A 25,089-nucleotide genomic window follows, 5' to 3' on the forward strand; every position below is an offset into this window, starting at 1 on the left:
GGCTATGGCAAAAACAGGAAGAGAAAAAAACACAAAAAACAAAGCCAAACATTCTAAGCTCATGGCTAGAAAGGAAAACAAAAAACGAGCAGAAGCTGCTTTAAGAAAAGAGCGTTTAAAGACCATAATTCAAAAAGCTAATGCGCAAAAAGGTGATAGTGAGGCTTAAAAAACCTTTGTTATTTTATCGTATGAAATCTCTTTGAAATCGGTAATAACCATATCGGCAATGGAGTAATCTTGATTTTTAGAGTGAAAGCTGTCGTAACCCACACAAAAAATGTCAGCATTTTTAGCCGCTTTCATTCCATTGGTAGAGTCTTCAATAACCATACATTCTTCTTTTTTGAACCTCGTAGCTTCAGCAGACTTAATAAAAATTTCTGGATGTGGCTTAGATTCTTTTAAATCACCACCACTAAATTTCGCTGTAAAATATTGGTCTAAATCGAATCTATCAAAAATTTGATTGATGCTGGTCATCGCAGCAGAAGATCCTAAAACCAGGGTTAAGCCATTACTATGGTAATCCTTAATTAAATCTAAAACCCCATCTATTAACCCCAAAGAAGAGTTGTGTTCAAAAAAATGTTTAAAATAATGACGCTTACGCTGAACTAAGGTTTCGGGAGCCTGGTCCAAATTAAAATGATCACACAAGCGCTTACAAATATTAATGGTAGATTGCCCGGTAAACGATTCGTAAAGTTCCTTTGAAACATCAATACCAACTTCATCAAACATATCGTGATAAGCTTTGTTGTGCATGGGTTCGCTGTCAATAATTACCCCATCCATATCAAAAATAACCGCTTTTAACATCTCAAATTTTTTGTGCAAATATAATAAGATAAAAGAGTTTAAAAGGCCTAGGATCTCGAAATTTGAAGTGAGACCAATTCCGCGAAAGCGAACTTATAAAAACACTATTTTTTATTAGTATCTTGATAAATTGAAAATAAGATTCCCTTTAGAACGAAATTATTTTAAACTTTGTAACCTATAGGCGTTTAAAGCTTGTATTTTACCAAATAAATTAAATTATTATAAAAACACATTTAAAGATGCATCCCAAAAACAAGCATAAAACGGGCTACGATATTGAGGTATTAAAACGTGTGTACCCCGAATTGGATTCCTATGTTTTTGAAAACAAATACAACACCCAAACCATAGATTTTGCAAACCCTAAGGCGGTTAAGGCTTTAAATACGGCTTTACTTTTTCAATATTATAACTTAAAGTTTTGGGACTTTCCCGATACTAATTTATGTCCGCCAATTCCTGGCCGCGTAGACTATATCCATCACATAGCAAGTTTTTTAGAAGCTTCAGGAATTAATGAAAATATTAAGGTTTTAGACATTGGTACCGGGGCAAGTTGTATTTATCCTATTTTGGGACAAGCTGAGTATGGTTGGACCTTTGTGGGCACCGATATAGATGATAAATCCTTAGCTTGTGCTCAGAAAATCATAGATAAAAATGAGCTGAATACTGCGATAACGCTAAGGAAACAACAAGATGCTTCTCATATTTTAAAAGGTGTGGTAAATGAAACTGATAGTTTTTCGGTATCGCTTTGTAATCCGCCATTTTTTAAATCGGAAGCCGAAGCTTTAGAAGCGACCATAAAAAAGTTAAAAGGCTTAAAAAATGAAGCAGGGCAGGTGATTCGGAACTTTTCTGGTACCCAAAACGAATTGTGGTACAAGGGAGGCGAGAAGGCTTTTTTGCATAATTATATTTTTGAAAGTACTTTTTATAAAGAACAGTGCCTCTGGTTTACGAGCTTAGTGTCTAAAAAAGACTTGATAAAAGGCTTAAAAACCTCACTTAAAAAATTAGGCGCTACCGAGGTGAAAGTAATAGAAATGGGACAAGGCAATAAATTGTCTCGAATTGTAGCTTGGACGTTTCAGTAGAGGGATAGTAATAAAAGTAATATTAGCCAGTTTTTAGTAAGCTTTTAAAGTCAATTACGATTAAAGGTCTTATTTTGTAAGTACATTATTTTTAGTTTTTAAGATTAAGAAATAGATATGAAGTTAGATATTTTAGCTATAGGGGCACACCCGGACGATGTCGAATTAGGCTGTGGCGCCACGATAGCCAAAGAAGTTGCTCAAGGCAAAAAGGTAGGTGTTGTCGATTTAACGCAAGGCGAGTTAGGCACTAGAGGCACCGCCGAAACTAGAAAAGAGGAAGCTGCAAATGCCGCTAAAATTTTAGGTATTTCGGTTCGAGAAAATTTAGGCTTTGCTGATGCTTTTTTTGTGAACGATAAAGCACATCAGTTGGAAGTTGTAAAAATGATAAGAAAATATAAGCCAGAAATGGTGCTTTGTAATGCCATTGATGACAGACATATAGACCACGGCAAAGCCAGTAAATTGGTTAGTGATGCCTGTTTTTTAAGCGGATTAACCAAAATAGAAACCACCTTAGACGGATTTTTACAAGAGGCATGGCGACCAAAGTTTGTTTATCACTACATTCAATGGAAAAATATAGAACCCGATGTAGTTGTTGATGTGTCTGGTTTTATCGATAAAAAAATGGATGCGGTTTTAGCCTATAAAACCCAATTTTTCGATCCTAAAAGTAAAGCGCCTGAAACACCGATATCTAGCAAAAATTTTACCGATAGTGTTATTTATAGAGCCAGAGACCTAGGGAGATTGATAGGAACCGAGCACGCCGAAGGCTTTACTGTAGAGCGATATCCTGCCGTTAGTAGTTTGTTCGATTTAAAGTAGTTAGCTTTGAAGCGGAAAAAAAATTAAAAATTTCTGTAAAATTTTTAAAAAAGTCTTTGTTGGAAAGACTTAAAACGTTTACATTTGCACACGCATTACAAAATGCAGTTACACGGTGGTTGTAGCTCAGTTGGTTAGAGCATCGGTTTGTGGTACCGAGGGTCGTGGGTTCGAATCCCATCTTCCACCCAAAACAAGAGCCTTTCAAGAAGTTGAAAGGCTTTTTTTGTGCTTAAATTCTAAAAGAAAAGTTCAAGTATTAATTAATTTTTAAAATTTATTTCATTTAAAAGCTAATAAATATATTTTATATTTTAAATTTGTTTAATAAAATTTATTATAAGTTGAACAATATTAAAAAAGACTTTACAATAAAAGATCTTGAGAATCTCTCAGGTATAAAAGCCCATACCATTCGTATTTGGGAAAAAAGATATGGTTTGCTTTCGCCTGACAGAACCGATACCAATATTAGGAGCTATTCGGCCAAAAGCTTGCAAAAATTATTAAATGTTGTTTTGCTGAATAATAACAATTATAAGATATCTAAGATTGCTGAGATGTCTGATGAAACCATTCGTATCAAAACAAAAGAATTGGCCATTCACAATGCGATAAACGATGAAGCTATTAATGCGCTTAAGATATCGATGTTTCAGTTTGATAAAATTTTATTTGATAATACTTATAATAAACTGCTCCAAAAAAAGAGTTTTAGGGAGGTTTTTAAGGAAGTGTTTATCCCTTTTTTAAATCATATTGGGTTATTATGGCAAACCGATACCGTGCTGCCAGCTCATGAGCACTTTATATCTAATATGATTGTTCAGAAGATTCAGATAAATATTGAGCAGTTGGTGGGAAATCCTATAGATTCGAGTACGATTTATGTTTTGTTTTTACCTGAAAATGAGATTCACGAATTAGGACTCATGTTTTTAAACTACGAATTAACGCTTCGTGGTTATCGCACTATTTATCTTGGTCAAAGCTTACCGCTTAGTAACTTAAATTACTTTTTTGAAAGTGAAGACGATATCTGTTTTGTAACCTGTTTAACGGTCATGCCCTACGATGATAAAGTTATCGGATATTTTCAGGAAATTAATGAGATTTTAAAAGGTACCAATCATCAGCTTATAGCAACTGGTCAAAAAACATCATTAGTAAATGATGTTGATTTTACGGCGAATATCACTACATATCCTTCACTTCTCGATCTCTTGCAAAGTCTCTAATACTATCCTAAAATTATTTTGTTTAACTTTATTTTGTATTTGTTAAACAAAATTTACTATCTTTGAAAGTGTTTTAATGTTACAAGGCACTATTTTTTTTGGCCTACCTTGTTTTTGTTTAGTTAAATATGATAAATGTTAAACAAAAAAATCTTAAAGGCCTATTTATTTAAACGAATATTAATTAAAAAACTAAATTTTATGTTATTTCAAAGAAAATTAATCAGACTTACTTTAAGCTTTTTGTTACTAGTTTCATTATGCTCTTGTAGCAGTGATGATGATTCTAATAGTGGAGAAAAACCTTCAACTATAACAGATATTGTAATGGATAAACCAGAACTATCTAGTTTAGCTGCTGCCTTAGAGGTGGCTGGATTAGATGACGATTTAGACGGTTCGGGAAGTTTTACATTGTTTGCCCCTAATAATACAGCCTTTCAAGTATTATTAGATTCCAATGCATCATGGAATTCCTTAGCTGATGTTCCAGTAGAAACCCTTCAAGCTGTGTTATTATTTCATGTTGTTGGTGTTGAAATTAATTCTACCGACTTATCTAACACCTATGTAAATACCTTGTCTACCGGACCAAATAGTGAGCCTTTGTCGCTACAGGTGGAAACCACTGGTGGTGTCGTGTTTAACGGTAGCGCCCAGCCTATAAGCGTCGATTATGATGCAACAAATGGTGTGGTACATATTATAGACGAAGTGATGTTACCAAATAATATAGTAACTTTGGCGTTAAATAATAGTGGCTTTACATCATTAGTGGCCGCATTAATCGACAGCAGACATACTACAGATTTTGTTTCAGTGCTTTCAGGTGATGGTCCTTTTACTGTTTTTGCTCCTACAAATCAAGCATTTCAAAATCTGTTAGACTCTAATAGTGCTTGGAACTCTTTGGCAGATATTCCTATTACAACTTTAGACGCTGTTTTGAAATATCATGTGATTACACCTGCCAATGTTCAGTCAGATCAGTTAAGTAACGGCGATGTTACCATGTTAAGCGGTGGTAAAATTACCATAGATTTATCTGATGGAGCTCAAATAATGACCAGTAGCAATCAAACAGTTAATATTATTGTTAGTCCACAAACAACAGATGTACAAGGGACTAATGGCGTTATTCATGCTATTGATGCAGTGCTTTTACCTTAAACAGAACAGATTTGTTTTAACCAGCTAAGGCTACTAACTACCTGACATTTGAAAAAAAATATATACATAATAGGTTCTGGGTTTTCGGCATTATCGGCGTCTTGTTATCTAGCTCAGGCGGGGTACCAAGTAACGATTCTTGAAAAAAATAAAACCGTAGGAGGTCGTGCTAGACAGCTTCTTAGAGACGGATTTACATTTGATATCGGACCCACATGGTACTGGATGCCGGATGTGTTTGAGAAATTTTTCTCCGATTTTAATAAGAAGCCTTCCGATTTTTACGAACTGGAAAAGTTAGACCCAGCTTATCAAGTCTATTTTGATGAAGCTGATGCGATTACCATTCCAGGGCATTTAGAGGCCATTTATAAGGTTTTTGAAAATGAAGAGCCAGGAAGCTCTAAACACCTTAAAGCCTTTCTTAAATCTGCAGCCTATAATTATGATGTATCTATTAATAATCTGGTTTATAAGCCAGGAGCCTCGGCATTAGAATTAGTAACACCGGAGACTATTGCTAAAATTACTCAGTTTTTTTCAACCTTAAGATCTCAGGTTAGAAAGCATATTAAGAGTAAAAAACTGATTCAAATTTTAGAGTTTCCGGTGTTGTTCTTAGGGGCTAAGCCAAGTAATACGCCTGCGTTTTATAATTTTATGAATTATGCCGATTTTGTATTAGGGACATGGCATCCTAAAGGTGGTATGTATATGGTTATTGAGGCCATGACTACCTTAGCAAAATCATTAGGTGTAGTTTTTAAAACAAATGCCAATGTTGAGGAAATAAAGGTAAATGCTCAAGGCGAAGTAGAGGCATTGATTGTAAATGGAGAAAACCTAGAAACAAAATTGGTTTTAAGTGGCGCCGATTACCATCATACCGAAACTTTGTTACCTAAAAAGTACCGGCAATATTCTGAAACGTATTGGGAGTCAAAAGTATTTGCACCGTCTTCCTTGCTTTTTTATGTGGGATTCGATAAAAAATTAGAACGTGTTTGTCATCATACTTTATTTTTTGACACCGATTTTGATACGCATGCTAAAAGTATTTACGATACCCCCGAATGGCCAGAAAAACCCTTGTTTTATGCAAGCTTTCCATCTATTACCGATGCTAGTTTTGCACCAGAGGGAAATGAAGCTGGGACTTTTTTAATTCCCTTAGCTCCAGGCATAAAAGATACGCCTCAAATTCGAGACGAATACTTTAATCTAATTATAGAACGGTTAGAACGTTTAACAAATCAAAAAGTTCGAGAGCACATTATTTTAAAAGAGAGTTTTTGTGTCAATGATTTTATAAAGGATTATAACTCTTATAAAGGGAATGCCTATGGTCTGGCAAATATTTTAACACAAACCGCTTTTTTAAGACCAAAAATAAAAAGTAAAAAAGTGAAGGGATTATTTTTTACAGGACAATTAACAGTGCCAGGTCCCGGAGTGCCACCATCTTTAATCTCCGGAAAAATCGCATCAGATTCAATTTTAAAAACTTACAAAAATGAAGCAGTTATTTGATGATGTTTCTTACTCTTGCAGTAAGCTTGTTACCCAAAAATACAGTACATCCTTTTCCTTGGCTACCAGGATGTTGTCGCCAAAAATACGTGCAGATATCTATAATATTTATGGTTTTGTTCGCCTTGCCGATGAAATTGTAGATTCCTTTCACGATTACAATAAAGAAGATTTGTTTTTAGAGTTCGAAAATCAATATTACGAATCTAAAAACAGAGGCATTTGCTTAAATCCTATAATTAATGCTTTTATTCATACCGTAAATAAATATGAAATTCAAGAGCACTTAGTGCAGGCTTTTTTAAATAGCATGAAAGCCGATTTATATAAAACATCTTATACCAATGTAGATGAATATAAGGCGTATATTTATGGTTCGGCAGATGTGGTCGGACTTATGTGCTTAAAAGTTTTTGTAAATGGTGATCAACAAAAGTACGACGATCTTAAAGATGCGGCTATGCGATTAGGCTCTGCATTTCAAAAGGTGAATTTCTTAAGGGATTTAAAAGATGATTACGAAGTTTTAAACCGTTCTTATTTTCCTAATGTTAATTTAGCTTCGTTAGACGATCAATTAAAAGCCTCTATTATTGAGGAAATTGAAGCCGATTTTGAATATGCCTTTCATCATGGCGTATTGAAATTACCGGTTGAAGCAAAATTTGGAGTTTATATGGCCTATCGATACTATTTAAGATTATTGAAAAAATTAAAAAAAGTATCTTTTTCTGATATAATGAAAACTAGAATTAGGGTTTCTAATATTATGAAGATGAGTTTGTTAGCTAGAAGTTATGTTAAATATAAATTAAATATCATTTAATGAAATTTGTACTTTTATATCTCATAAATATGATGCTTTTAAGTACTAATCCGCCAGATTTTGTTTTGGAATATCATGAGGCCTTGACCAAAGAAAAAGAATTGCAATTTATTGAAAAATATGAAAATGATTCAGATGTTGATATTCAAGCTTATGTTATTTCTTTTAAAATGAAGCAGGCCAAGTATGAACTCCTGCCGTGGAACAAAGTTAAAGTGTTTAATAGATATAAAAACCGCTTAGATAAACTCATTGCTATATATGGTAATAATATCCATTTAAGATATGTGCGACTCGTTATTCAAGAAAATGTTCCGAGTTTTTTAAATTATAATTCGGATATTGAAAAGGATAAGGCATTTTTAATAAAAATGATGAATCATAAAGATAAAGTCGATTATATGGATGCCTACATTGTAAAAAATACCTCGATATGAATGTTTTGATTTATATAGGAACGACGCTGTTAACCTTCATTATTATGGAAGGTGTTACTTGGTGTACCCATAAATACATCATGCATGGTTTTGGCTGGTTTTTGCACGCCGACCATCATCAACCTGGGTATCCACATGTATTTGAAAAAAATGATGCTTTTTTCGTGATTTTTGCAATTCCCAGCATTTTGTTATTTTATTTTGGTGTTAGCCCAGAGTTAAACGTGCTTTTCTTTATAGGTCTAGGGATTTTTTGCTACGGTGTTTCTTATTTTTTAATTCATGATGTTTTAATACATAAGCGTTTTAATTGGTTTAAGAATACCAAAAATTGGTATTTAAAGGGCTTACGTAAAGCTCATCGTATACATCACAAACACCTAGATAAACCCGACGGTGAATGTTTTGGGATGTTATTGGTGCCTTTCAAATATTTTAAAAAATCACAGTGAATCACTATTTATATTTAATACTAAATCTGGGAAGTCTAAGCATTCCTTTACTGTATAGTATTTTTGAAAAAAAATTTCACTTTATACAATATTTTAAATCCGCTTCATATAGTATTTTATTAGTAGCCTTCCCATTCTTAATATGGGATGCTTGGTTTACCTCAATAGGGGTTTGGGGATTTAATTCAGATTACCATTTGTCATTTTTAATTTTTAAAATGCCTATAGAAGAATGGCTATTTTTCTTATGCATTCCTTACGCTTGTTTGTTTACCTATGAAGTAATTGGATATTACTTTCCAAATTTTAAAATATCACGCTTATGGACGGCTTGGGTGAGTGGGGTGTTAATAATTTTAACCAGTAGTTTGCTTTTATATCATTTTGGGAAATGGTATACGACCATCAATTTTATGTTTTTTATACTATTAATGGGTTATGGATTGCGATATCACCTGGAGACTTTAAGACGGTATTTACCTGTGTTTTCTATCATATTGGTGCCTTTTTTTATAGTAAACGGAGTGCTTACAGGTGGATTTACTGAAGCGCCAGTTGTGTTTTATGACGATTCTGAAAACATGGGTTTTCGTTTGTTTACTATCCCTTTTGAAGATGCTTTTTACGCTTTTAACCTACTGTTTTCTGTACAATTACTGTTTAATTTTTTTAAAAGAAAATACCATGCTTAATTTATGTATGATTTTGTTTTTCGCTGTTTTGTCATTTCGGCAGAAGGAGGAACGACTAACGAGAAATTTCATGGTAACCAAATGCTACTTAATGCATCTTGTTAATGACAGGATTCCTGTGATCAGATGGATTAAGTTTATTAAAAACAATCTTTTTCAAATAAAAAACGCCTATGTTAAATAATAAATACATCCGATTTGGCATTTTTCTAATTACTAATATACTGGTTTTAGTGATTGGAGCGGTGTTAATGAATAATGGGCCGCAATCTGAATGGTACACCTCATTAAATCAGGCACCTTGGACCCCACCAGGCTGGGTTTTTGGGGTTGCTTGGTTTTCAATCATGTTTCTTTTTGCGTTTTACATGGCCAAGCTTAGTTTTCAATTTGAGCCATTTAGTAAATACCTTATTGTACTTTATGGTTTACAATGGGTGTTAAACGTGAGCTGGAATTATATTTTCTTTAATAAACATGAGGTTTTGATAGGGCTCATTACAATTGTGCTGCTCTGGCTTCTCGTCGGGTTTTTTACTTTAGGTTTTCTTAAGAAGCTTAAGTTTTACACGCTTTTGATAGGTCCCTATTTAATTTGGATGACTATTGCAACAAGTTTAAACGCCTATATCTATTTTAATAATTAAAGCATGATGAAGTTAGAAAAACATTCTGGGATCTACACACTGTATACCGAGCAAATTCTAAATATACCATTAGAGGAAGCTTGGTTGTTTTTTAGTGCGCCAGAAAACCTTAAAGAAATAACGCCTCCTAAAATGGGTTTTGAAATCACGTCTAAAGTAGATAAAGGAGCTTACCCCGGACAAATAATCACCTATAAAGTGGGTGTTATTTCAGGAATAACACAAAATTGGGTAACAGAAATTACTCAAGTTAAGCCTCAGGAATTTTTTATTGATGAACAACGATTTGGCCCTTACAGCTTATGGCATCATGAACATTTTTTTGAAGCCATGTCTGAAGGTAAAACTTTAATGAAAGATAAAATATCGTATAAATTACCCATGGGGTTTTTAGGCGATTTAGCGCATCGTTTTTACGTGAAAAATGAGCTTAAAGCTATTTTTGAATATAGGTATGAGGTCTTAGAAAAACGATTCAATGGAAAATAACATTACGGTTTTTTGGTTTCGTCGCGATTTGCGTTTGGAGGATAATACCGCCCTTCATTTTGCGCTAAATTCAGGAAATAAGGTTTTACCCATATTTATTTTTGATGAAGATATTATTGAGGCACTCCCCGAAACTGATCCTAGAATTACGTTTATTTATAACAGCTTAAAAGAGATTGATTTATTGCTTAAATCCTTCGGAAGTTCACTACTAGTTTTAAAAGGAAAACCATTAAACGTTTGGAAGAAGCTATGTGCTAAATATCGTATTGAAAAGGTATATTTTAATAAGGATTACGAGCCTTATGCGATAAAAAGAGATCATCAGGTATCTGCATTGCTTAAGACTCAAAATATAACGACTCATGCTTATAAAGATCAGGTTATTTTTGAAGAACATGAGGTTTTAAAGGCAGACCAAAGTCCGTATACCGTTTATACGCCTTATAAAAATCAGTGGTTGAAACATTTCGATTTAAAAGTGCATACGGCTTTATATGATTGTGTAAGTAATAAATCACAGTTTTTAGAGTTTCAGAGCACTTTTCCAAGCCTTGAAAATCTTGGTTTTATGGAAAGCGACATCCAAGTCAAACCCTATCAATTAAATGATTTGAAAGCTTATGAAGCGTATAGAGACTATCCGGCCTTAGATAAAACCTCAAATTTGTCTCCATATTTGCGTTTTGGTCTGGTTAGTATTCGTAAAATGGTAGCTCATGCGCATCAAACCAATGCTGTTTTTTTAAGTGAACTTATTTGGCGTGAATTTTTTATGCAGATATTATTTCATTTCCCGAAAGTGGTGACACAAAATTTTAAATCTAAATACGATAATGTTATTTGGAGGCATGATGAATCTGATTTTAAAAAATGGTGTACTGGTCAAACGGGGTACCCTTTGGTAGATGCTGGCATGCGAGAGCTTAATAAAACGGGGTATATGCATAACCGTGTACGTATGATTACGGCAGGGTTTTTATGCAAGCACTTGTTAATAGATTGGCGTTGGGGTGAAGCCTATTTTGCTGAAAAATTATTAGACTTCGAGCTGGCTTCTAATAATGGGAATTGGCAATGGGCAGCGGGCACAGGCTGCGATGCCGCGCCATATTTTCGAATATTTAATCCCACAACCCAAATTAAAAAGTTTGATAAAGATTTCGAATATATAAAACGATGGGTACCCGAGTTTCAGGAGTTAAATTATCCGCAACCCATGGTTGAACACAAAGCTGCCAGAGAGCGCTGTTTACAAGTTTATCGTCACGCTTTAAGTTAGAGACCTAGTGATTGAATTAAAAACCCCATAATGAAACCTAAGTTTCATTATGGGGTTTTGTAATATTTTATACTAAACTATTAAGCTAGTAAAATCAGAAATTTAATCCAATTTTACACGGTTTTCACGATTAGCCAGTTCCCAAGCGGTGTAAAAAACCAAACGCGTACGGGTTTCTAAAAACGGATAATTAATTTTATCGGGCGTATCACTTGGCCTGTGGTAATCCTCGTGGGTTCCGTTAAAATAGAAAATCACAGGAATGTTGTTTTTTGCAAAATTATAGTGGTCAGAACGGTAATAAAAACGGTTAGGATCGTTTTCATCATTATAGGTGTAATCCAATTCTAAGTTTACATATTTTTTATTTACAGCTTCAGATACCTCATGCAGTTCCTTACTTAATTTATCTGATCCTATTAAATACAAATAATTTTTTCCGTCTTTATGTTTGTCATCTACGCGACCAATCATATCGATGTTTAAATCGGTAACGGTATGCTCTAGAGGGAAAATAGGCTCTACATCGGTATAATATTTAGACCCTTGTAAACCAATTTCTTCAGCGGTAACATGTAGAAATAAAATGGTTCGTTTTGGTTCGTGACCAGCCTTTTCCGCAGCTTTAAAAGCTTTAGCTATTTCTAAAATGGCTACGGTTCCAGAACCATCGTCATCGGCACCATTATTAATGGCTCCATTTGAAGATACGCCGATGTGATCTAAATGTGCTGAAATAACTAATATTTCATCTGGTTTTTCAGAACCTTTAATATAAGCTAAAACATTTTCAGAATCTTTTGTACCTGTTGGAAGAAAAGAGGAAGGTACTTTTTGAAAATAGTTGCCTTCTGCAATAGGTGAAGGAATTTCATGAGCGATGTAGAAATTTTTCAAAAACTCAACAGCTTTTTTTTGTCCAGGTTCACCGGTACCACGACCTTCAAATTCATCTGAAGCATAGGTGTAAAGATTTTTCTTTAGGCTTTCGGCGCTTATTGTTTTAGCATAAGGCTCAGGAGAGGTTTTACTAACGGTTTTATTTTGTGAGCTACTGTTACAAGAGTTTAATAAAATTGCAGCACATAAAAGGGTGATAAAATGTTTCAAATTAAATGATATTTATAATTTTGAAGCTATAATACAAAAATGAATTTATTGAAAATCTGTTTTATTTCATTTTAACAGTTCTACAGTCTATTATTTAGCTTGATTTTTTAAATTATTATTATTTCCCTAAAAAACATAGCATGATAAAAGTCAGTATACCTATCTTTTTTATAAATTACATTTGTAACTTGATTTTAAAATATTAATCGATGGAGTTTTTAAACGCAACGTATCTCGCTTTATTTTTAATTATTTGTATCGGATTTATTATCGGAAACATTAAAATTAAAGGAATCTCGTTAGATGTTTCTGCTATTATTTTTGTAGCCTTATTATTTGGTCATTATGGTGTTGAATTACCAGATATTTTACAAAAAATCGGACTCATTTTGTTTATATATACCATCGGTTTGCAGGCTGGTCCAGGTTTCTTCGATTCTTTTAAAGAAAATGGTAAAAACCTAGTTATGCTCGCTACTTTGGTGGTGTTTTCGGCGGCCATTATTACTTTCCTTTCCATTCAATTTTTAGGTATCGATAAGTCTATTGCCATAGGTTTAATGGCGGGAGCACTTACTAGTACCCCTGGTTTAGCTACTGCTATTGATGTTACGCATTCGCCTTTAGCCTCTATAGGTTATGGTATTGCTTACCCATTTGGAGTTATTGGTGTGATATTGTTTGTGAAACTATACCCTAGACTTTTTAAAATAAATTTAGCCAAAGAAGAGGTTGAATATGAAGAAAAGGCGCATGGCCATTTTGAAGCCATTACTAGGGCTAATTTTATTGTAGAAAACGAAGGTGTTATCGATAGAACGATTGAAGATTTACAAGTAGGTTCGATGACCGAAGGTGTGATTTCCCGAATAAAGCATAAAAATGAAGCATTCGTACCTAAAAAACATACGATTTTACATAAAGGCGATTATATTAGAGTGGTAGGTACTCAAGAAGCATTGAACCGAGTGGAACTGTTAATTGGTCCTAGAGTGGATGTAGACATATCATTGGGTGAGGCTTTTATTGTGCAATCATATTTGGTTACAAAAACCGAATTGGTAAATAAAACCTTAGGGCAATTAAATCTTAAAGATAATTTTAATGCCACGGTAACCAGAGTGCGACGTAGTGGTATTGATTTATCGCCTAATCCTAGCCTTAAATTACAAATTGGTGATAAACTAATGATTTCTAGTCAGAAGAGTAGTGCCAAGCAAATTTCGAAACTCATAGGGGATAACAAAAGCAAACTTTCCGATACCGATTTTTTCCCATTAGCCTTAGGTATTGTTATTGGTATTCTCGTTGGCGGGGTGTCTTTATCTTTTGGCGATGCGTTTAAATTTAATTTAGGATTAACAGGGGGCGTACTTATAGTCGCTATGATTTTAGGAAGAATTGGTAAAACAGGCAATATGCTTTGGGTAATGAGTGGAAATTCTAATCACCTATTAAGACAATTTGGACTGATGCTTTTCTTAGCTGTAGTGGGTACAAAAGCAGGGGCAACTTTGGTAGAAACATATATGCAATATGGGGTGAAATTATTTTTAATTGGCGGACTAATAACTTTTATACCCATGGTTTTAGCAGCTATAGTAGCTCGTATGTTTTTTAAAATCAATATTTTAACCCTTTTAGGAACTTTAACAGGATCAATGACCAGTACGCCTGGCTTAGCTGCTGTAGATACTATGACAAAAACGGATGCGCCTTCGGTAGCTTATGCCACGGTTTACCCTATTGCCATGGTACTTTTAATTATTTGCTGCCAAATACTAGGGTTGTTGTTCTAGGTGGTTACCTAGACGGTTGTCATCATACTTATTAAAGCTATTTTACGGGATGCTTATTGCTTTCTAAAAAGTAATCCAGATGCTTAAAAATGAAATGATATAAGGGGCTAATATGGCTGTAAATACGCCGTTAATTATAAGGCCTATACTTGATAATGCTCCAAAATTCCCACTTATTTGCATGGATTTGGACGCGCCCAAAACATGAGCAGCAGTACCCATAGAAATACCTTGAGAAATAGAGCTTTTAATACGTGTTATTTTCATGATTTCATAACCAAATATAGAGCCAATAATTCCAAATAAAATCACTAATGAAGCGGTTAACGGTGGAATCCCTCCTAAGGTTTTAGAGACTTCCATGGCAATGGGTGTGGTAACCGATTTGGGCGCTATAGAAAAAATAATCTCCTTGGGGGCACCCATAAATTTGGCGATTAAAACCACAGAAATAACACCCACAATACATCCTACCAATTGAGAAATAATTATAGGTATGGCTTGTTTTTTAATTTTTCCTAATTGCTGATATAGGGGAACACCTAGAGCAACGATGGCAGGTTTTAATAAAAATTCAATCATACGACTGCCCTCATGGTATACTTCAAAATCGATTTTGAAAACCGATAAAAAGCCAATAATCAGAATAATGGCAATTAATACAGGGTTTAAGAAAATTAACTTGGTTTTTCTCTGAAGATTTTGAGCTAGAAAATAGGCTACAAACGTTAAGGTGAGAATAAATATTTCGGTATTTAGAATAGCATCCATGGCTTAAGATTTTTTACCTTTTTTAAAAGTGTTTTTATGTCTCATAAACAACTGATGTGTCCAGCCTGTACAGGCAAAAACAATGACGGTGCCTAGACTAGAAGCCACAATGATAGGCCAGAAGGAGGCCTCTATCAAATCTAAATACAACATAATCGCTACGCCTGGCGGTACAAAAAAGAAGGCCATGTTTTTAGTTAAAAAATGACTCAATCCGCTTACCCATACTAACTTAATCCAACCCAATTCTAACAAAATAGTTAATAGGATCATGCCAATAATACTAGAAGGCATTTTTATGCCAGTTAGATGGACTACAACCTCTCCAAAAAGTAAACAGCCTAGTATAATTACGACTTGCCTCATGCTTTTAAACTGATTTTGTGTTACTACTTGCGAATATTATTTCCGAAAATACGATGCATCTGTATAATATGCTAATAATTGTAATTTAACCTGAGGTGGCTAATAATTGTCTCATGGAAAGTGCGTTTATTTTAATGTGTGAAAACAAACTAAAAAGCAGCATCAAAAAAATGATGCTGCTTTTCTATATTTTGAGCTAAAATTTCTTTAGACTGATTATAAAAATTAACCGTTTAACATAACAGGCATAACTAGCATGGTAACTTGTTCGCCTTCATCTAAACCATCAACAGGTGTTAAAATTCCGGCGCGGTTTGGCATACTCATTTCTAGTTGTACATCATCCGAATTTAGGTTATTCAACATTTCAGTTAAAAAACGTGAGTTAAATCCGATTTGCATATCATCACCTTGGTAATCGCAAGTTAAACGCTCTTCGGCTTTGTTGCTGTAATCAATATCTTCTGCAGAAATATTAAGCTCGGCGCCCGCAATTTTTAAACGAATTTGGTGTGTGGTTTTGTTAGAGAAAATACTAACACGACGTACCGAGTTTAAAAATTGATTTCTACTAATGACCAGTTTATTCGGATTCTCTTTTGGAATAACCGCTTCGTAATTTGGGTATTTTCCATCAATTAGTCGGCAAATTAACTCTGAATTCTCAAAGGTAAACTTGGCATTAGACTCGTTGTATTCAATGGCTACTTCGTCTTCGCTAGCGGCTAAAATACTTTTTAAAAGATTTAAAGGTTTTTTAGGCATTATAAATTCGGCAACCTGATTAGCTTTAATGTCTTCACGAGTGTATTTTACTAACTTATGCGCATCGGTAGCAACAAAAGTTAAGCCTTCTGTAGAAAACTGAAAAAAGACACCGCTCATCACAGGACGTAAATCGTCGTTACCGGCAGCAAAAATAGTTTTGCTAATAGCAGTCGCTAAAACATCGCCAGTTACTATGGTTTTACTTGGGTCTTCTAAGGCCACGGCCTTAGGGAATTCTTTGCCATCGGCGTAAGCCAAAGCATATTTACCATGGTTAGAACTAATTTCGATGGTGTTGTTGTCTTCAACCACAAAAGTTAAAGGTTGTTCAGGGAAGGTTTTTAAAGTATCTAAGAGCAAACGCGCAGGAATAGCAATGCTACCTTGGCTATCGCTTTCAACGTCTAATTTAGAGGCCATAGTGGTTTCTAAATCACTAGCAGAAACTGTAAGTTCGTTTTGGTCTAGTTCAAACAAAAAATTATCTAAAATAGGTAAGGTGTTCGAACTGTTAATCACACCTCCTAAAACCTGTAATTGTTTTAATAAATAAGTACTTGATACTATAAATTTCATCTGAGAATATTGTGTTTGCTAAGCTGATTTTCAGTGTGTTCCTAGTTGTTTGCTTTAAAATAAAGAATTATGACCACTAAAATCATTAATAATAAATAAACCTAGCTTTTATTGACTTTATGCTTCATACAAATATATTCTAAACGGCTTATATTTGGAAACAAACTTATTAACATTTAAGCCGCGTATTTTTTCTTTCTAATATAGTTGAAAGTTATTCCAAAAATAGCCAGTAAAACCAGTGGTAATAGCAGGTTTATAAGGCGCCACTTGGTTTTTTCGGTAGCTATTTTTTGCTGATCTAAAAAGGCAACGGCAATTTCTTTAGACCGAATGTTTATAAGTCCGTTGTCATCCAGTAAATAATTTACGGCATTGAGTAAAAATTCTTTATTTCCATAGGTTTGCCCGGTCCAGCGGTCGAAACCTAATTCTTGAGGCACATGTCGTATGACATCGTTTTTTATAAGGTCACCATCGGCGATAAGAATCATTTTTGTTGGTACACCTTTATCTTTTGAATTTGAAAGCTCAAAAGGCTTGATGCGGTTGCTATAAACCGAGTTGAATGTGCCTTCGAGTAACACGGCTAAATTTTGGTTTCCAGCATTAAAAAGTTGCGGATTTTGTTCCTTAGTAACCAGTTCTAAACTAATTTTTCTTGGGGTGCCTTCTAATTTTGTTAGGGGTGCCGATTGTAATAGAATGGTTTTTTTGATATTATTTTTTAGGGTGTCGATAGGATTAGCAAAATCAAACTTTACTAAGTTTAAATTGTTTACTATCGGGTGGTTGCTCTGGCTACCTGCAAGCGGGGAGTAGGGCCATTGCAAATGCTGAAACTGCGATTGGCTCCCTTCGCCAATGGCTAAAGTAATGGGTGCCGAATATAGAGTGCTTACCATTTCTGGATTCACTCGAGCACCATATTTGAAGAAAAAATCGGTTAAATTCAAGTCTCTAGGGATAGCCACGTTACTGCCGTTAGCGTTGTATAAACTGTCTTTTTCCATGGCAATGGCATCGATAAGCCATAAGCTTTTGCCGCCGTTCATGGTATATTGATCTAAAACGTATTTCTCTTCTTCGGAAAAAGCTTCGGTGGGTTTCGCCGAGATAATCAAATCGTAGGCCTCTAAGTCTTGAAGTATTTTTTGCGGATTACTAGCAATGCTATCCAAGGTAAAGGGCGCAATAAAATAGTAGCTACCTATTTTTTTTACAAAATCGGCGATGTATCGATCTTCAAGTTGTTTGTTACCTTTTAATATGGCAATTTTACTCTTTTTAGGGGTGGTTAGTTTGCTAAAACCATCGGCAAAAGCATATTCCAGATGCTGCACCGAATTGCTTACCAATTCCTGCTGGGTGGCTCCAATTTTATTTTTTACTAACGGAATAATAACCGTTTGGTCGTTATAGCTGGCAAGGGCCCAAGGAAAAATTATGGCCTTTGACGATTTACCACTTTCGGTAACACTTAATTGCATAGGGGTTAAACCACGTTGAGTGAGTTGTTGTATGTTACGCTCGCGGGTGGCTTCATCTTCAACAGGGTTGATAAAGTTGAAAATAATGTTTTTGTTTTCAGCCGAAAACTCTTCAAGAAGTTGCTGGGTTTCATTCTTTAAGCGTCTAAATTCCGAAGGAAAATCATCACCCTCCAAGAATACATCAATAATAAGTGGCGCATCTACATCTTTTATAATTTCAATGGCTGAAGAGCTTAAGGTATAACGTTTATCGGCTGTTAAATCAAAACGTTCAAAAACAAAACTGCTTATGAGGTTAATCCCAATTAAGGCAATTACAAGAAGGGCTATATTTTTGATTGTGTTATTCAAAGGTTTTCTCTAATTTGTAGGTTCTTAGGGCTGTTACTTTATTGTTAGTAAACAGTAATTCAATACATTCTTGATCTTTATTAAAAGCGCCAGGTTTAAATCCTAAATTATAATTCCATTGGTCTTCAGAATTGGCTTTGATGCTGTCATTCCAGCCATACCATTCGCTTTCACCAAGTAGCTGTTTCACCTCAATTTTAGATTTCCCAATAAGTAAACTGTCTTCTAGAATATTATGGAGCATTTCAAAACGCAACTCAGGATCTTCCTCCCAAGCTTCAGCATTAAAATACTTTTCATGATGGTAGTTGCTAAAAATATTGATAATAGGATAAAAAACATAAAAGTACACCAAGGGTGTTAAAGCCAAACTAACTATTAAAGTAAGCCATTTGCGTTTGTCTATAGTGTTAACAAACAACCAAACCAGAACGAATACAATAAGTAATGAGATAATAAAAAGTGGAGTTAAAACCATGGTTATGCTTTGTTCAAATTTATTTTAGTGAGCATTAAAAAGAAAAGCATTAAGCTTATAAAATAGACCAAATCTCTCGTGTCAATTACACCACGGCTCATGCTTTTAAAATGCGCGCTCATGCCTAATTGATTAATAAAATCATTAGAAAGGAAGTCGGCAACACCTTCAAAACCGATATAAAAAATAAAGCATATAAAAACCGCCGTAATAAAAGCTACAATTTGATTGTCGGATAAAGTCGATGAAAATACGCCAATAGCGGTATAAGCCGCGATGAGAAATAGGAGTCCGAAATACGATCCAATAGTGCTGCCCATATCTAAATTTCCAACAGAATTCCCAAGTTGGTAAACCGTATAAACGTATAGTAAGCTAGGTATAAGCGCTATAAGAATAAGCACAAAAGCACCAAAATATTTCCCTAAAACAATATGGAATAATGAAATAGGCTTGGTAAGTAATAGCTCCAAAGTGCCTTGTTTTTTTTCATCCGAAAAACTACGCATCGTCACGGCCGGAATTAAGAAAATTAAAATCCATGGTGTTAATAGGAAAAAAGAAGACAAATCGGCAAAACCATAATCTAGTATGTTAAATTCCCCCTTAAACAACCACAGAAATAAACCGTTAAGCGTTAAAAAAATAGCAATAACCAAATATCCAATTGGCGAGGCAAAAAATGAATTTATTTCTTTTCTTAATATGGCGAACATTTAGTTTTGTTAAAAGTTAAAAGTTAAAAGTTAAAAGTTAAAAGTTAAAAGTTAAAAGTTAAAAGTTTCTACTAGTTACTAGTTACTAGTTACTGGTTGTTGGCTTCCTTCACCAGTCATCTGGCATCCGTCATTCTTCACCTGTCTTCCGTCATTGTTCATCTGCCACTTTTCTCCCGTCTCCTGTCATCCGTCTCCCGTTATTTTTCACTACCCTAACAAACATACCCTTTTTATTATTATTCGAAATCAGAAATTTTATGTACCTGTTGCGGGTAATCCACATCTTCCAAATTAATAGGATCCGGAATAAACTTAATGCTTATTGAGTCCATGAGACCTAGTCCAAGTAAGGTAGAAGCACTACCCACGGTGGCGCTATTACTTTTATAAACCGCAATTTCTAAAAAATTCCCAGAATTAAAAACCACTAACCGTCTACCTTCATCATGGCGTTTGTTTTCAGGAATGTCAAAATTAACAATATCACTGTATTTATGATATATCTTTTTAAACGTGTAATGGCGTGCCGTAATCTCAAAACGCCTTCCTTTTTGTATCCTTTCAAAAAAATGACGCTTAATATTGGTTACCACATTTCCGTAGTTATCAATATAAATCACCGAGCCAATAATTTGGGTTTTATCGTCATTAACGTAGGGCGTAATGTTTTTAATAGGCTTAATACTCGAAATGTTTTTGCCTATAACGTCTAGCGTACCGCCACGAGCAATATGGCAGGCCACTTGCACAAATACATCTAATACGGTAAAACTGCTTCTTATTTTATCGTGAATATTAATTTCCACAATCTGTTCGGGAGCAATTTCCGAGCAAATCATGCTCATAATACCATTGTTAGCACAAACAAAATAATGCCCATCTAGTTTAACCGCGATGTGTTTGTTTTCCGGATTTAACTCCGAATCAATACCAATAATATGTATGGTGCCTTTAGGAAAACTTTTGTATGCATTTTGTATGATGTAAGCCGCCTCAGGAATGTTAAAAGGCGATACAGCATGTGAGATATCAACAATCTTAACATCAGAAAGTTCGCTGTAAATAGCACCTCGTGTAGCGCCAGCAAAGTAGTCTTTCTCCCCAAAATCGGTTGTTAGTGTTATAATTGCCATGGGCAAATTGTTGATATGTTTTTAAGGTTAAGTCCCCCAATTTTACTTAAATTTGAGAGAGTCCTGAATAAGATACAAACCTACAAATTTTCATTTTCGTTTTTATAATTTAAATGAAAAATATAAGGCCATAAAAACTTATTCATTAAATTAGAAGCATAGAAAAAAATAGAAAACAACAGAACAGCTATTCATAAAATTTTAACCTAAAACCACGCCTTTGAACGAAATTATCATCGAACTTGAAGAGATTTCTCCAAAAGATTTTTTTGGAGCCCAAAACACGAATATTGAACTTCTAAAAAAGTACTTTCCTAAATTAAAAATTGTAGCCCGCGGAAATAAAATTAAAGCTTTTGGCGATGAAGAATTGCTGGAAGAATTTGATAGACGCCTCACCATGCTCCTAAAGCATTTTGCAAAATATAATAAGCTCGACGAAAATGCTATCGAGCGTGTTTTAACCAGCCAAAGTAGCGATGATTATACCACCTCCGAAAAAAGTGGCGAAGTCATCGTGCATGGGGTTAGCGGCCGACTCATAAAAGCCCAAACGCCAAATCAGCGTAAAATGGTAGAGCTTATGCGTAAAAACGATATGGTTTTTGCTATTGGGCCAGCAGGAACAGGAAAAACCTATACCGGTGTGGCCTTGGCGGTTCAAGCCTTAAAAAACAAGGAAGTTAAGCGTATCATTTTAACCCGTCCAGCCGTAGAGGCAGGAGAGAATTTAGGATTCCTTCCGGGCGATTTAAAAGAGAAATTGGACCCTTACATGCAGCCTTTATATGATGCCTTAAGGGATATGATTGCTCCCGAAAAACTCGCGCATTATATCGAAAACGGTACCATTCAAATCGCGCCATTGGCCTTTATGCGCGGGCGTACCTTGGATAACGCCTTCGTGATTTTAGATGAAGGGCAAAACACCACTCACGCCCAAATGAAAATGTTTTTAACCCGTATGGGAAAAAACGCCAAGTTTCTGTTAACGGGCGATCCTGGGCAAATCGATTTGCCGCGCCGTACCATTTCCGGACTTAAAGAAGCCTTACTCATCTTAAAAAATGTAGAAGGTGTAGGCATGATTTTCTTAGACGATAAAGATGTTATTCGTCACAAACTCGTTAAAAAAGTCATTGAAGCCTATAAAAGCATTGAAAACGCCGATTAAAGATATCATAATTTTTTTCAAGAGCAGAGACCTGCTTTCCGTTTTATCTTTTTCGCCCTTTAAGGGGCAAAAAAGGATGCCACTGCAATCAGGGCTAGGGGCAGGAGCATAAAGTTAAAGACCGGAAAAACCATGATACTTGGTTGATAACATTAAATAATTAAAAAACATGAAAGATGATGGTTGTGAATCACATGCCATCATCTTTTTTTAAGTTTAGCCTCTAAAATTGTATAGATTTTGATTTTTGAGTTGATTTAAAAATTTTATAGGAGTATATGTTTGATATGCTTCTGTTGGCTGTAATTTGAGACCCTAAATGAATAAAACCGAAAGAATAATTTATGCAATTATTTTCTACTCGATAGGATTTTTTTTAAATAGTATTTATAGACCTTATGTTTATTCGAATGAAATTAATGATTTTGGAATAGCAGATATGGGAAATAATATTGTATTCGTTCCAGGTGTCTATTTTTTGTTAAGTTTAATTTCAAAAAAACCAATTAAAGGAATTTATAAAGATATTTTTATTCACACTTCCTTCTTAATATTTTTTGAGGTACTGTCTTTATTTATAAATGGAATTGGAACATTTGACTTTAAAGATATTTTTGCTTTATTAATCGGAGCTGGAATTACATATTTAATAGTTAGATTAAGAACGAATGATTTAACAGAATTAAAAGATGATTTTCTTGAAATAGAATAAAAAACTACAGCCAACAACGTGTATAATTAATTGCTTTGGCAAGTGGTTATTTAGAAAATTCCTTCGGAATTTTATCGCGTTCGTTTTTGTTTACTAAATTAGTTGTTGAAACACGCCACTAATCATACACAAACACGTTACCAGCATGCAATAGTGACGGCCGTGCAACGAACAAGAAGTTATTTGACGCAAAATAAGCAACGATTAATTTTGATTTGCGACAAATAAAGGTTGTTTTCGTTGCAAATAATGCATTGAATGAAAGCTTTTATACATCAAAAAGACAATTGGCCAGAATTTACATGGAATAGTAATGATTTCTTGGATTTGTTGAGTGAGGCAAGAAATTTACAGGGTAGGCTTATTGGAAAAATGGAAACATTAGGTTTTGATTTGAGAAATGAGGCTCTACTTGATACATTGACTCTTGATGTGTTAAAATCATCGGAAATTGAGGGCGAATTTTTTAACCCCGACCAAGTGCGCTCGTCAATTGCACGCAGATTAGGAATGGAAATAGCGGGAGCAGTAGATTCCGATAGAAGTGTAGAAGGAATAGTTGAAATGATCCTAGACGCAACTCAAAAATGCTTTGAGCCTTTGACTGCCGACAGACTTTTTGATTGGCATGCGGCATTACTTCCAACAGGAAGGAGTGGAATGTACAAAATTACTGTTGCAGACTGGAGAAAAGACACGACAGGGCCTATGCAGGTTGTATCTGGCGCAATGGGAAAGGAAAAAGTACATTTTCAAGCACCTAATTCTGATTTGGTGGAAAATGAAATGACTCGATTTATTAATTGGTTTAATAACTATAAAACTGATTTGGTAATTAAAGCAGCTATTGCAGATTTATGGTTCGTAACAATTCACCCTTTCGAAGATGGAAACGGAAGAATAACAAGAGCATTGACAGACATGCTTCTTGCACAAGCAGACAAAAGCAATCAACGATTTTACAGTATGTCTGCCCAGATTCGGTTGGAAAGAAAACAATATTATGAGATATTGGAGAACACACAAAAGGGGAATTTAGATATAACAGCCTGGATTGTTTGGTTTTTAAATTGTTTGATTAACGCTTTAAAATCTACTGATTCAATACTTAAAAAAGTATTATTCAAAGCTGACTTTTGGCAAAAGCACATAGATACTCCAATAAATGACCGACAAAGAAAATTATTGAATTTTCTATTGGATGGATTTGACGGAAAATTAACTTCATCCAAATGGGCAAAGATTGCAAAGTGTTCCAAAGATTCAGCAGTTAGGGATATTAATGACTTGATTGAGAAAGCAATTTTGCAAAAAGAACCAGCAGGAGGACGAAGTACAAATTACGAACTGATAGGAATGCCAGCTGGTAACAATATATCAGAAACTTGGTCAAATCACACAAGCAAAAGAGAATATTTTAAAAGCAGAAAATAGTATCCATTACAAAAGAGATGATGTTTACAATGAGTTTCTTAATGAAATCTATAGGTCTGAAATTTTGAAATTTAAACAACAATTGGATTAATTCGTTATAATGAAAGCCATGGCGGCCTAGGCGATTTTACCTGGCCAACCGCTATTGGAAGTATGGAAAAAACAAAATGGGGTATGTATATGTGGGGAATTGGTGGCGCATTAACCATACCTACCGCAACAAGCAAATATACGGGTTCGGGTAAATTTTCAGCAGGTCCGTCAGGAATGTTAATTGGGTTTACTAAAAAGACCACCATAGGCCTTGTATTCATGCAAACATGGTCTTTTGCAGGAAATGCTCATAGGCAAGACGTTAACACCAGTATGTTGCAAATACTATATTTTTTCCAGATTGGGAATGGCTGGCAATTAGGAGACAACCCTAGCTGGATTTTTAATTGGAATATGCCCAATAAAAACAAAGTTAGCATGCCCATTGGTTTTGGTGTATTTAAAACGACTCATATCGGGAATAGTTTATTCAGAATAGGTTTAACTCCAAGATACTACATTATGTCAAGAAAAATTTGGGGTGATAAATTTGGATTGAGCCTTACTTTAACACCCGTTTTAAACAATCCTTATAAAAAAAATATGCCTCATATGTCTAATATGTAATATGGCCTTTAAGCCCATACAAT

Annotated in this window: 27 protein-coding genes and 1 tRNA gene; 19 read left to right on the forward strand and 9 right to left on the reverse strand. The window is 34.6% G+C overall.

All coding sequences use genetic code 11. The features are described from left to right. Window positions 1-4 precede the first annotated feature (4 nt). The gene (locus C1A40_RS18330) at window positions 5-169 is read left to right on the forward strand and encodes a hypothetical protein (RefSeq protein WP_199287710.1); all 165 of its coding nucleotides are present in this window, start codon (window positions 5-7) and stop codon (window positions 167-169) included. Here the strand turns inward: C1A40_RS18330 and C1A40_RS13495 are convergent. Then, window positions 166-822: an HAD family hydrolase gene (locus tag C1A40_RS13495; protein ID WP_102996348.1), complete on the reverse strand. Its 657-nt coding sequence runs from the start codon at window positions 820-822 to the stop codon at window positions 166-168. The genes C1A40_RS18330 and C1A40_RS13495 overlap by 4 nt on opposite strands. 242 nt (window positions 823-1,064) lie before the next feature. Between C1A40_RS13495 and rlmF the strand changes: the two genes are divergently transcribed. The 13 genes from rlmF to C1A40_RS13565 all read left to right on the forward strand — a co-directional run bounded on the left by rlmF (window position 1,065) and on the right by C1A40_RS13565 (window position 11,522). After that, window positions 1,065-1,925, forward strand: coding sequence for a 23S rRNA (adenine(1618)-N(6))-methyltransferase RlmF (gene rlmF, locus C1A40_RS13500; protein ID WP_102996349.1), 861 nt, complete (start codon window positions 1,065-1,067; stop codon window positions 1,923-1,925). Between the two features lie 117 nt (window positions 1,926-2,042). Continuing rightward, the gene (gene bshB1 / locus C1A40_RS13505; protein WP_102996350.1) at window positions 2,043-2,759 is read left to right on the forward strand and encodes a bacillithiol biosynthesis deacetylase BshB1; all 717 of its coding nucleotides are present in this window, start codon (window positions 2,043-2,045) and stop codon (window positions 2,757-2,759) included. Window positions 2,760-2,873: 114 nt separating this feature from the next. Then, a tRNA-His gene (locus C1A40_RS13510) sits at window positions 2,874-2,949 on the forward strand. A 154-nt stretch (window positions 2,950-3,103) separates the two neighbouring features. Further along, a complete protein-coding gene (locus C1A40_RS13515; RefSeq protein ID WP_102996351.1) occupies window positions 3,104-3,997 on the forward strand; it encodes a MerR family transcriptional regulator in 894 nt (297 codons plus the stop codon). Between the two features lie 201 nt (window positions 3,998-4,198). After that, window positions 4,199-5,167 carry a fasciclin domain-containing protein gene (locus C1A40_RS13520; RefSeq protein WP_102997219.1) on the forward strand — a complete coding sequence of 323 codons (969 nt, stop codon included), beginning with the start codon at window positions 4,199-4,201 and terminating at the stop codon, window positions 5,165-5,167. A 48-nt stretch (window positions 5,168-5,215) separates the two neighbouring features. Beyond that, complete coding sequence (locus C1A40_RS13525) at window positions 5,216-6,697, forward strand: phytoene desaturase family protein (RefSeq protein ID WP_102996352.1); 1,482 nt, start codon at window positions 5,216-5,218, stop codon at window positions 6,695-6,697. Further along, window positions 6,681-7,523, forward strand: a complete 843-nt coding sequence (locus C1A40_RS13530) for a phytoene/squalene synthase family protein (RefSeq protein WP_102996353.1) — start codon at window positions 6,681-6,683, stop codon at window positions 7,521-7,523. Before C1A40_RS13525 ends, C1A40_RS13530 begins: the two co-directional genes overlap by 17 nt. Further along, entirely contained in the window at window positions 7,523-7,960 is a 438-nt protein-coding gene (locus C1A40_RS13535) for a hypothetical protein (RefSeq protein WP_158651368.1), read from the forward strand. Before C1A40_RS13530 ends, C1A40_RS13535 begins: the two co-directional genes overlap by 1 nt. Next, window positions 7,957-8,412 (forward strand): sterol desaturase family protein, encoded by a 456-nt coding sequence (locus tag C1A40_RS13540; protein WP_102996355.1) that lies wholly within the window; start codon window positions 7,957-7,959, stop codon window positions 8,410-8,412. Before C1A40_RS13535 ends, C1A40_RS13540 begins: the two co-directional genes overlap by 4 nt. Next, the gene (locus C1A40_RS13545; RefSeq protein WP_241910423.1) at window positions 8,409-9,104 is read left to right on the forward strand and encodes a lycopene cyclase domain-containing protein; all 696 of its coding nucleotides are present in this window, start codon (window positions 8,409-8,411) and stop codon (window positions 9,102-9,104) included. Before C1A40_RS13540 ends, C1A40_RS13545 begins: the two co-directional genes overlap by 4 nt. Before the next feature lie 173 nt (window positions 9,105-9,277). Then, on the forward strand, window positions 9,278-9,751 hold the full coding sequence (locus C1A40_RS13555; protein WP_102996357.1) for a TspO/MBR family protein: 474 nt from the start codon (window positions 9,278-9,280) through the stop codon (window positions 9,749-9,751). Window positions 9,752-9,754: 3 nt separating this feature from the next. Continuing rightward, window positions 9,755-10,240 (forward strand): SRPBCC family protein, encoded by a 486-nt coding sequence (locus C1A40_RS13560; RefSeq protein ID WP_102996358.1) that lies wholly within the window; start codon window positions 9,755-9,757, stop codon window positions 10,238-10,240. Then, a complete protein-coding gene (locus tag C1A40_RS13565) occupies window positions 10,230-11,522 on the forward strand; it encodes a cryptochrome/photolyase family protein (RefSeq protein WP_102996359.1) in 1,293 nt (430 codons plus the stop codon). Before C1A40_RS13560 ends, C1A40_RS13565 begins: the two co-directional genes overlap by 11 nt. Window positions 11,523-11,624: 102 nt before the next feature. Here C1A40_RS13565 and C1A40_RS13570 read toward each other — a convergent pair whose 3' ends face one another. After that, on the reverse strand, window positions 11,625-12,632 hold the full coding sequence (locus C1A40_RS13570) for a M28 family metallopeptidase (protein ID WP_102996360.1): 1,008 nt from the start codon (window positions 12,630-12,632) through the stop codon (window positions 11,625-11,627). Window positions 12,633-12,841: 209 nt separating this feature from the next. Here C1A40_RS13570 and C1A40_RS13575 point away from each other — a divergent pair, with 209 nt between their 5' ends. Further along, a complete protein-coding gene (locus C1A40_RS13575) occupies window positions 12,842-14,431 on the forward strand; it encodes an aspartate:alanine exchanger family transporter (protein WP_102996361.1) in 1,590 nt (529 codons plus the stop codon). 63 nt (window positions 14,432-14,494) lie between these two features. Here C1A40_RS13575 and C1A40_RS13580 read toward each other — a convergent pair whose 3' ends face one another. From C1A40_RS13580 to C1A40_RS13610, 7 genes are all read right to left on the reverse strand, one after another. Continuing rightward, a complete protein-coding gene (locus tag C1A40_RS13580) occupies window positions 14,495-15,202 on the reverse strand; it encodes an LrgB family protein (protein ID WP_102996362.1) in 708 nt (235 codons plus the stop codon). 3 nt (window positions 15,203-15,205) lie between these two features. Then, entirely contained in the window at window positions 15,206-15,568 is a 363-nt protein-coding gene (locus C1A40_RS13585; protein ID WP_102996363.1) for a CidA/LrgA family protein, read from the reverse strand. Window positions 15,569-15,793: 225 nt separating this feature from the next. Beyond that, window positions 15,794-16,912: a DNA polymerase III subunit beta gene (dnaN, locus tag C1A40_RS13590; RefSeq protein WP_102996364.1), complete on the reverse strand. Its 1,119-nt coding sequence runs from the start codon at window positions 16,910-16,912 to the stop codon at window positions 15,794-15,796. Between the two features lie 176 nt (window positions 16,913-17,088). Continuing rightward, the gene (gene gldG, locus C1A40_RS13595) at window positions 17,089-18,756 is read right to left on the reverse strand and encodes a gliding motility-associated ABC transporter substrate-binding protein GldG (protein ID WP_102996365.1); all 1,668 of its coding nucleotides are present in this window, start codon (window positions 18,754-18,756) and stop codon (window positions 17,089-17,091) included. Continuing rightward, window positions 18,749-19,234, reverse strand: coding sequence for a hypothetical protein (locus tag C1A40_RS13600; protein WP_102996366.1), 486 nt, complete (start codon window positions 19,232-19,234; stop codon window positions 18,749-18,751). The genes gldG and C1A40_RS13600 overlap by 8 nt, the downstream gene beginning before the upstream one ends. Before the next feature lie 2 nt (window positions 19,235-19,236). After that, a complete protein-coding gene (gldF, locus tag C1A40_RS13605) occupies window positions 19,237-19,950 on the reverse strand; it encodes a gliding motility-associated ABC transporter permease subunit GldF (protein ID WP_102996367.1) in 714 nt (237 codons plus the stop codon). A 239-nt stretch (window positions 19,951-20,189) separates the two neighbouring features. After that, window positions 20,190-21,086: an SAM hydrolase/SAM-dependent halogenase family protein gene (locus C1A40_RS13610; RefSeq protein ID WP_102996368.1), complete on the reverse strand. Its 897-nt coding sequence runs from the start codon at window positions 21,084-21,086 to the stop codon at window positions 20,190-20,192. Window positions 21,087-21,306: 220 nt separating this feature from the next. Between C1A40_RS13610 and C1A40_RS13615 the strand changes: the two genes are divergently transcribed. The 4 genes from C1A40_RS13615 (at window position 21,307) to C1A40_RS13635 (ending at window position 25,066) form a co-directional block, all read left to right on the forward strand. Then, window positions 21,307-22,260 (forward strand): PhoH family protein, encoded by a 954-nt coding sequence (locus C1A40_RS13615; RefSeq protein ID WP_067147670.1) that lies wholly within the window; start codon window positions 21,307-21,309, stop codon window positions 22,258-22,260. 319 nt (window positions 22,261-22,579) lie between these two features. Beyond that, complete coding sequence (locus C1A40_RS13620) at window positions 22,580-22,972, forward strand: VanZ family protein (RefSeq protein WP_102996369.1); 393 nt, start codon at window positions 22,580-22,582, stop codon at window positions 22,970-22,972. A 258-nt stretch (window positions 22,973-23,230) separates the two neighbouring features. After that, on the forward strand, window positions 23,231-24,406 hold the full coding sequence (locus C1A40_RS13625) for a Fic family protein (protein WP_102996370.1): 1,176 nt from the start codon (window positions 23,231-23,233) through the stop codon (window positions 24,404-24,406). A 153-nt stretch (window positions 24,407-24,559) separates the two neighbouring features. Then, window positions 24,560-25,066 carry a hypothetical protein gene (locus C1A40_RS13635; protein WP_102996371.1) on the forward strand — a complete coding sequence of 169 codons (507 nt, stop codon included), beginning with the start codon at window positions 24,560-24,562 and terminating at the stop codon, window positions 25,064-25,066. The last annotated feature ends 23 nt before the right edge of the window (window positions 25,067-25,089 follow it).

Origin of the sequence: Tamlana carrageenivorans, from assembly GCF_002893765.1 — a bacterium.
GTDB classification, from domain to species: domain Bacteria; phylum Bacteroidota; class Bacteroidia; order Flavobacteriales; family Flavobacteriaceae; genus Pseudotamlana; species Pseudotamlana carrageenivorans.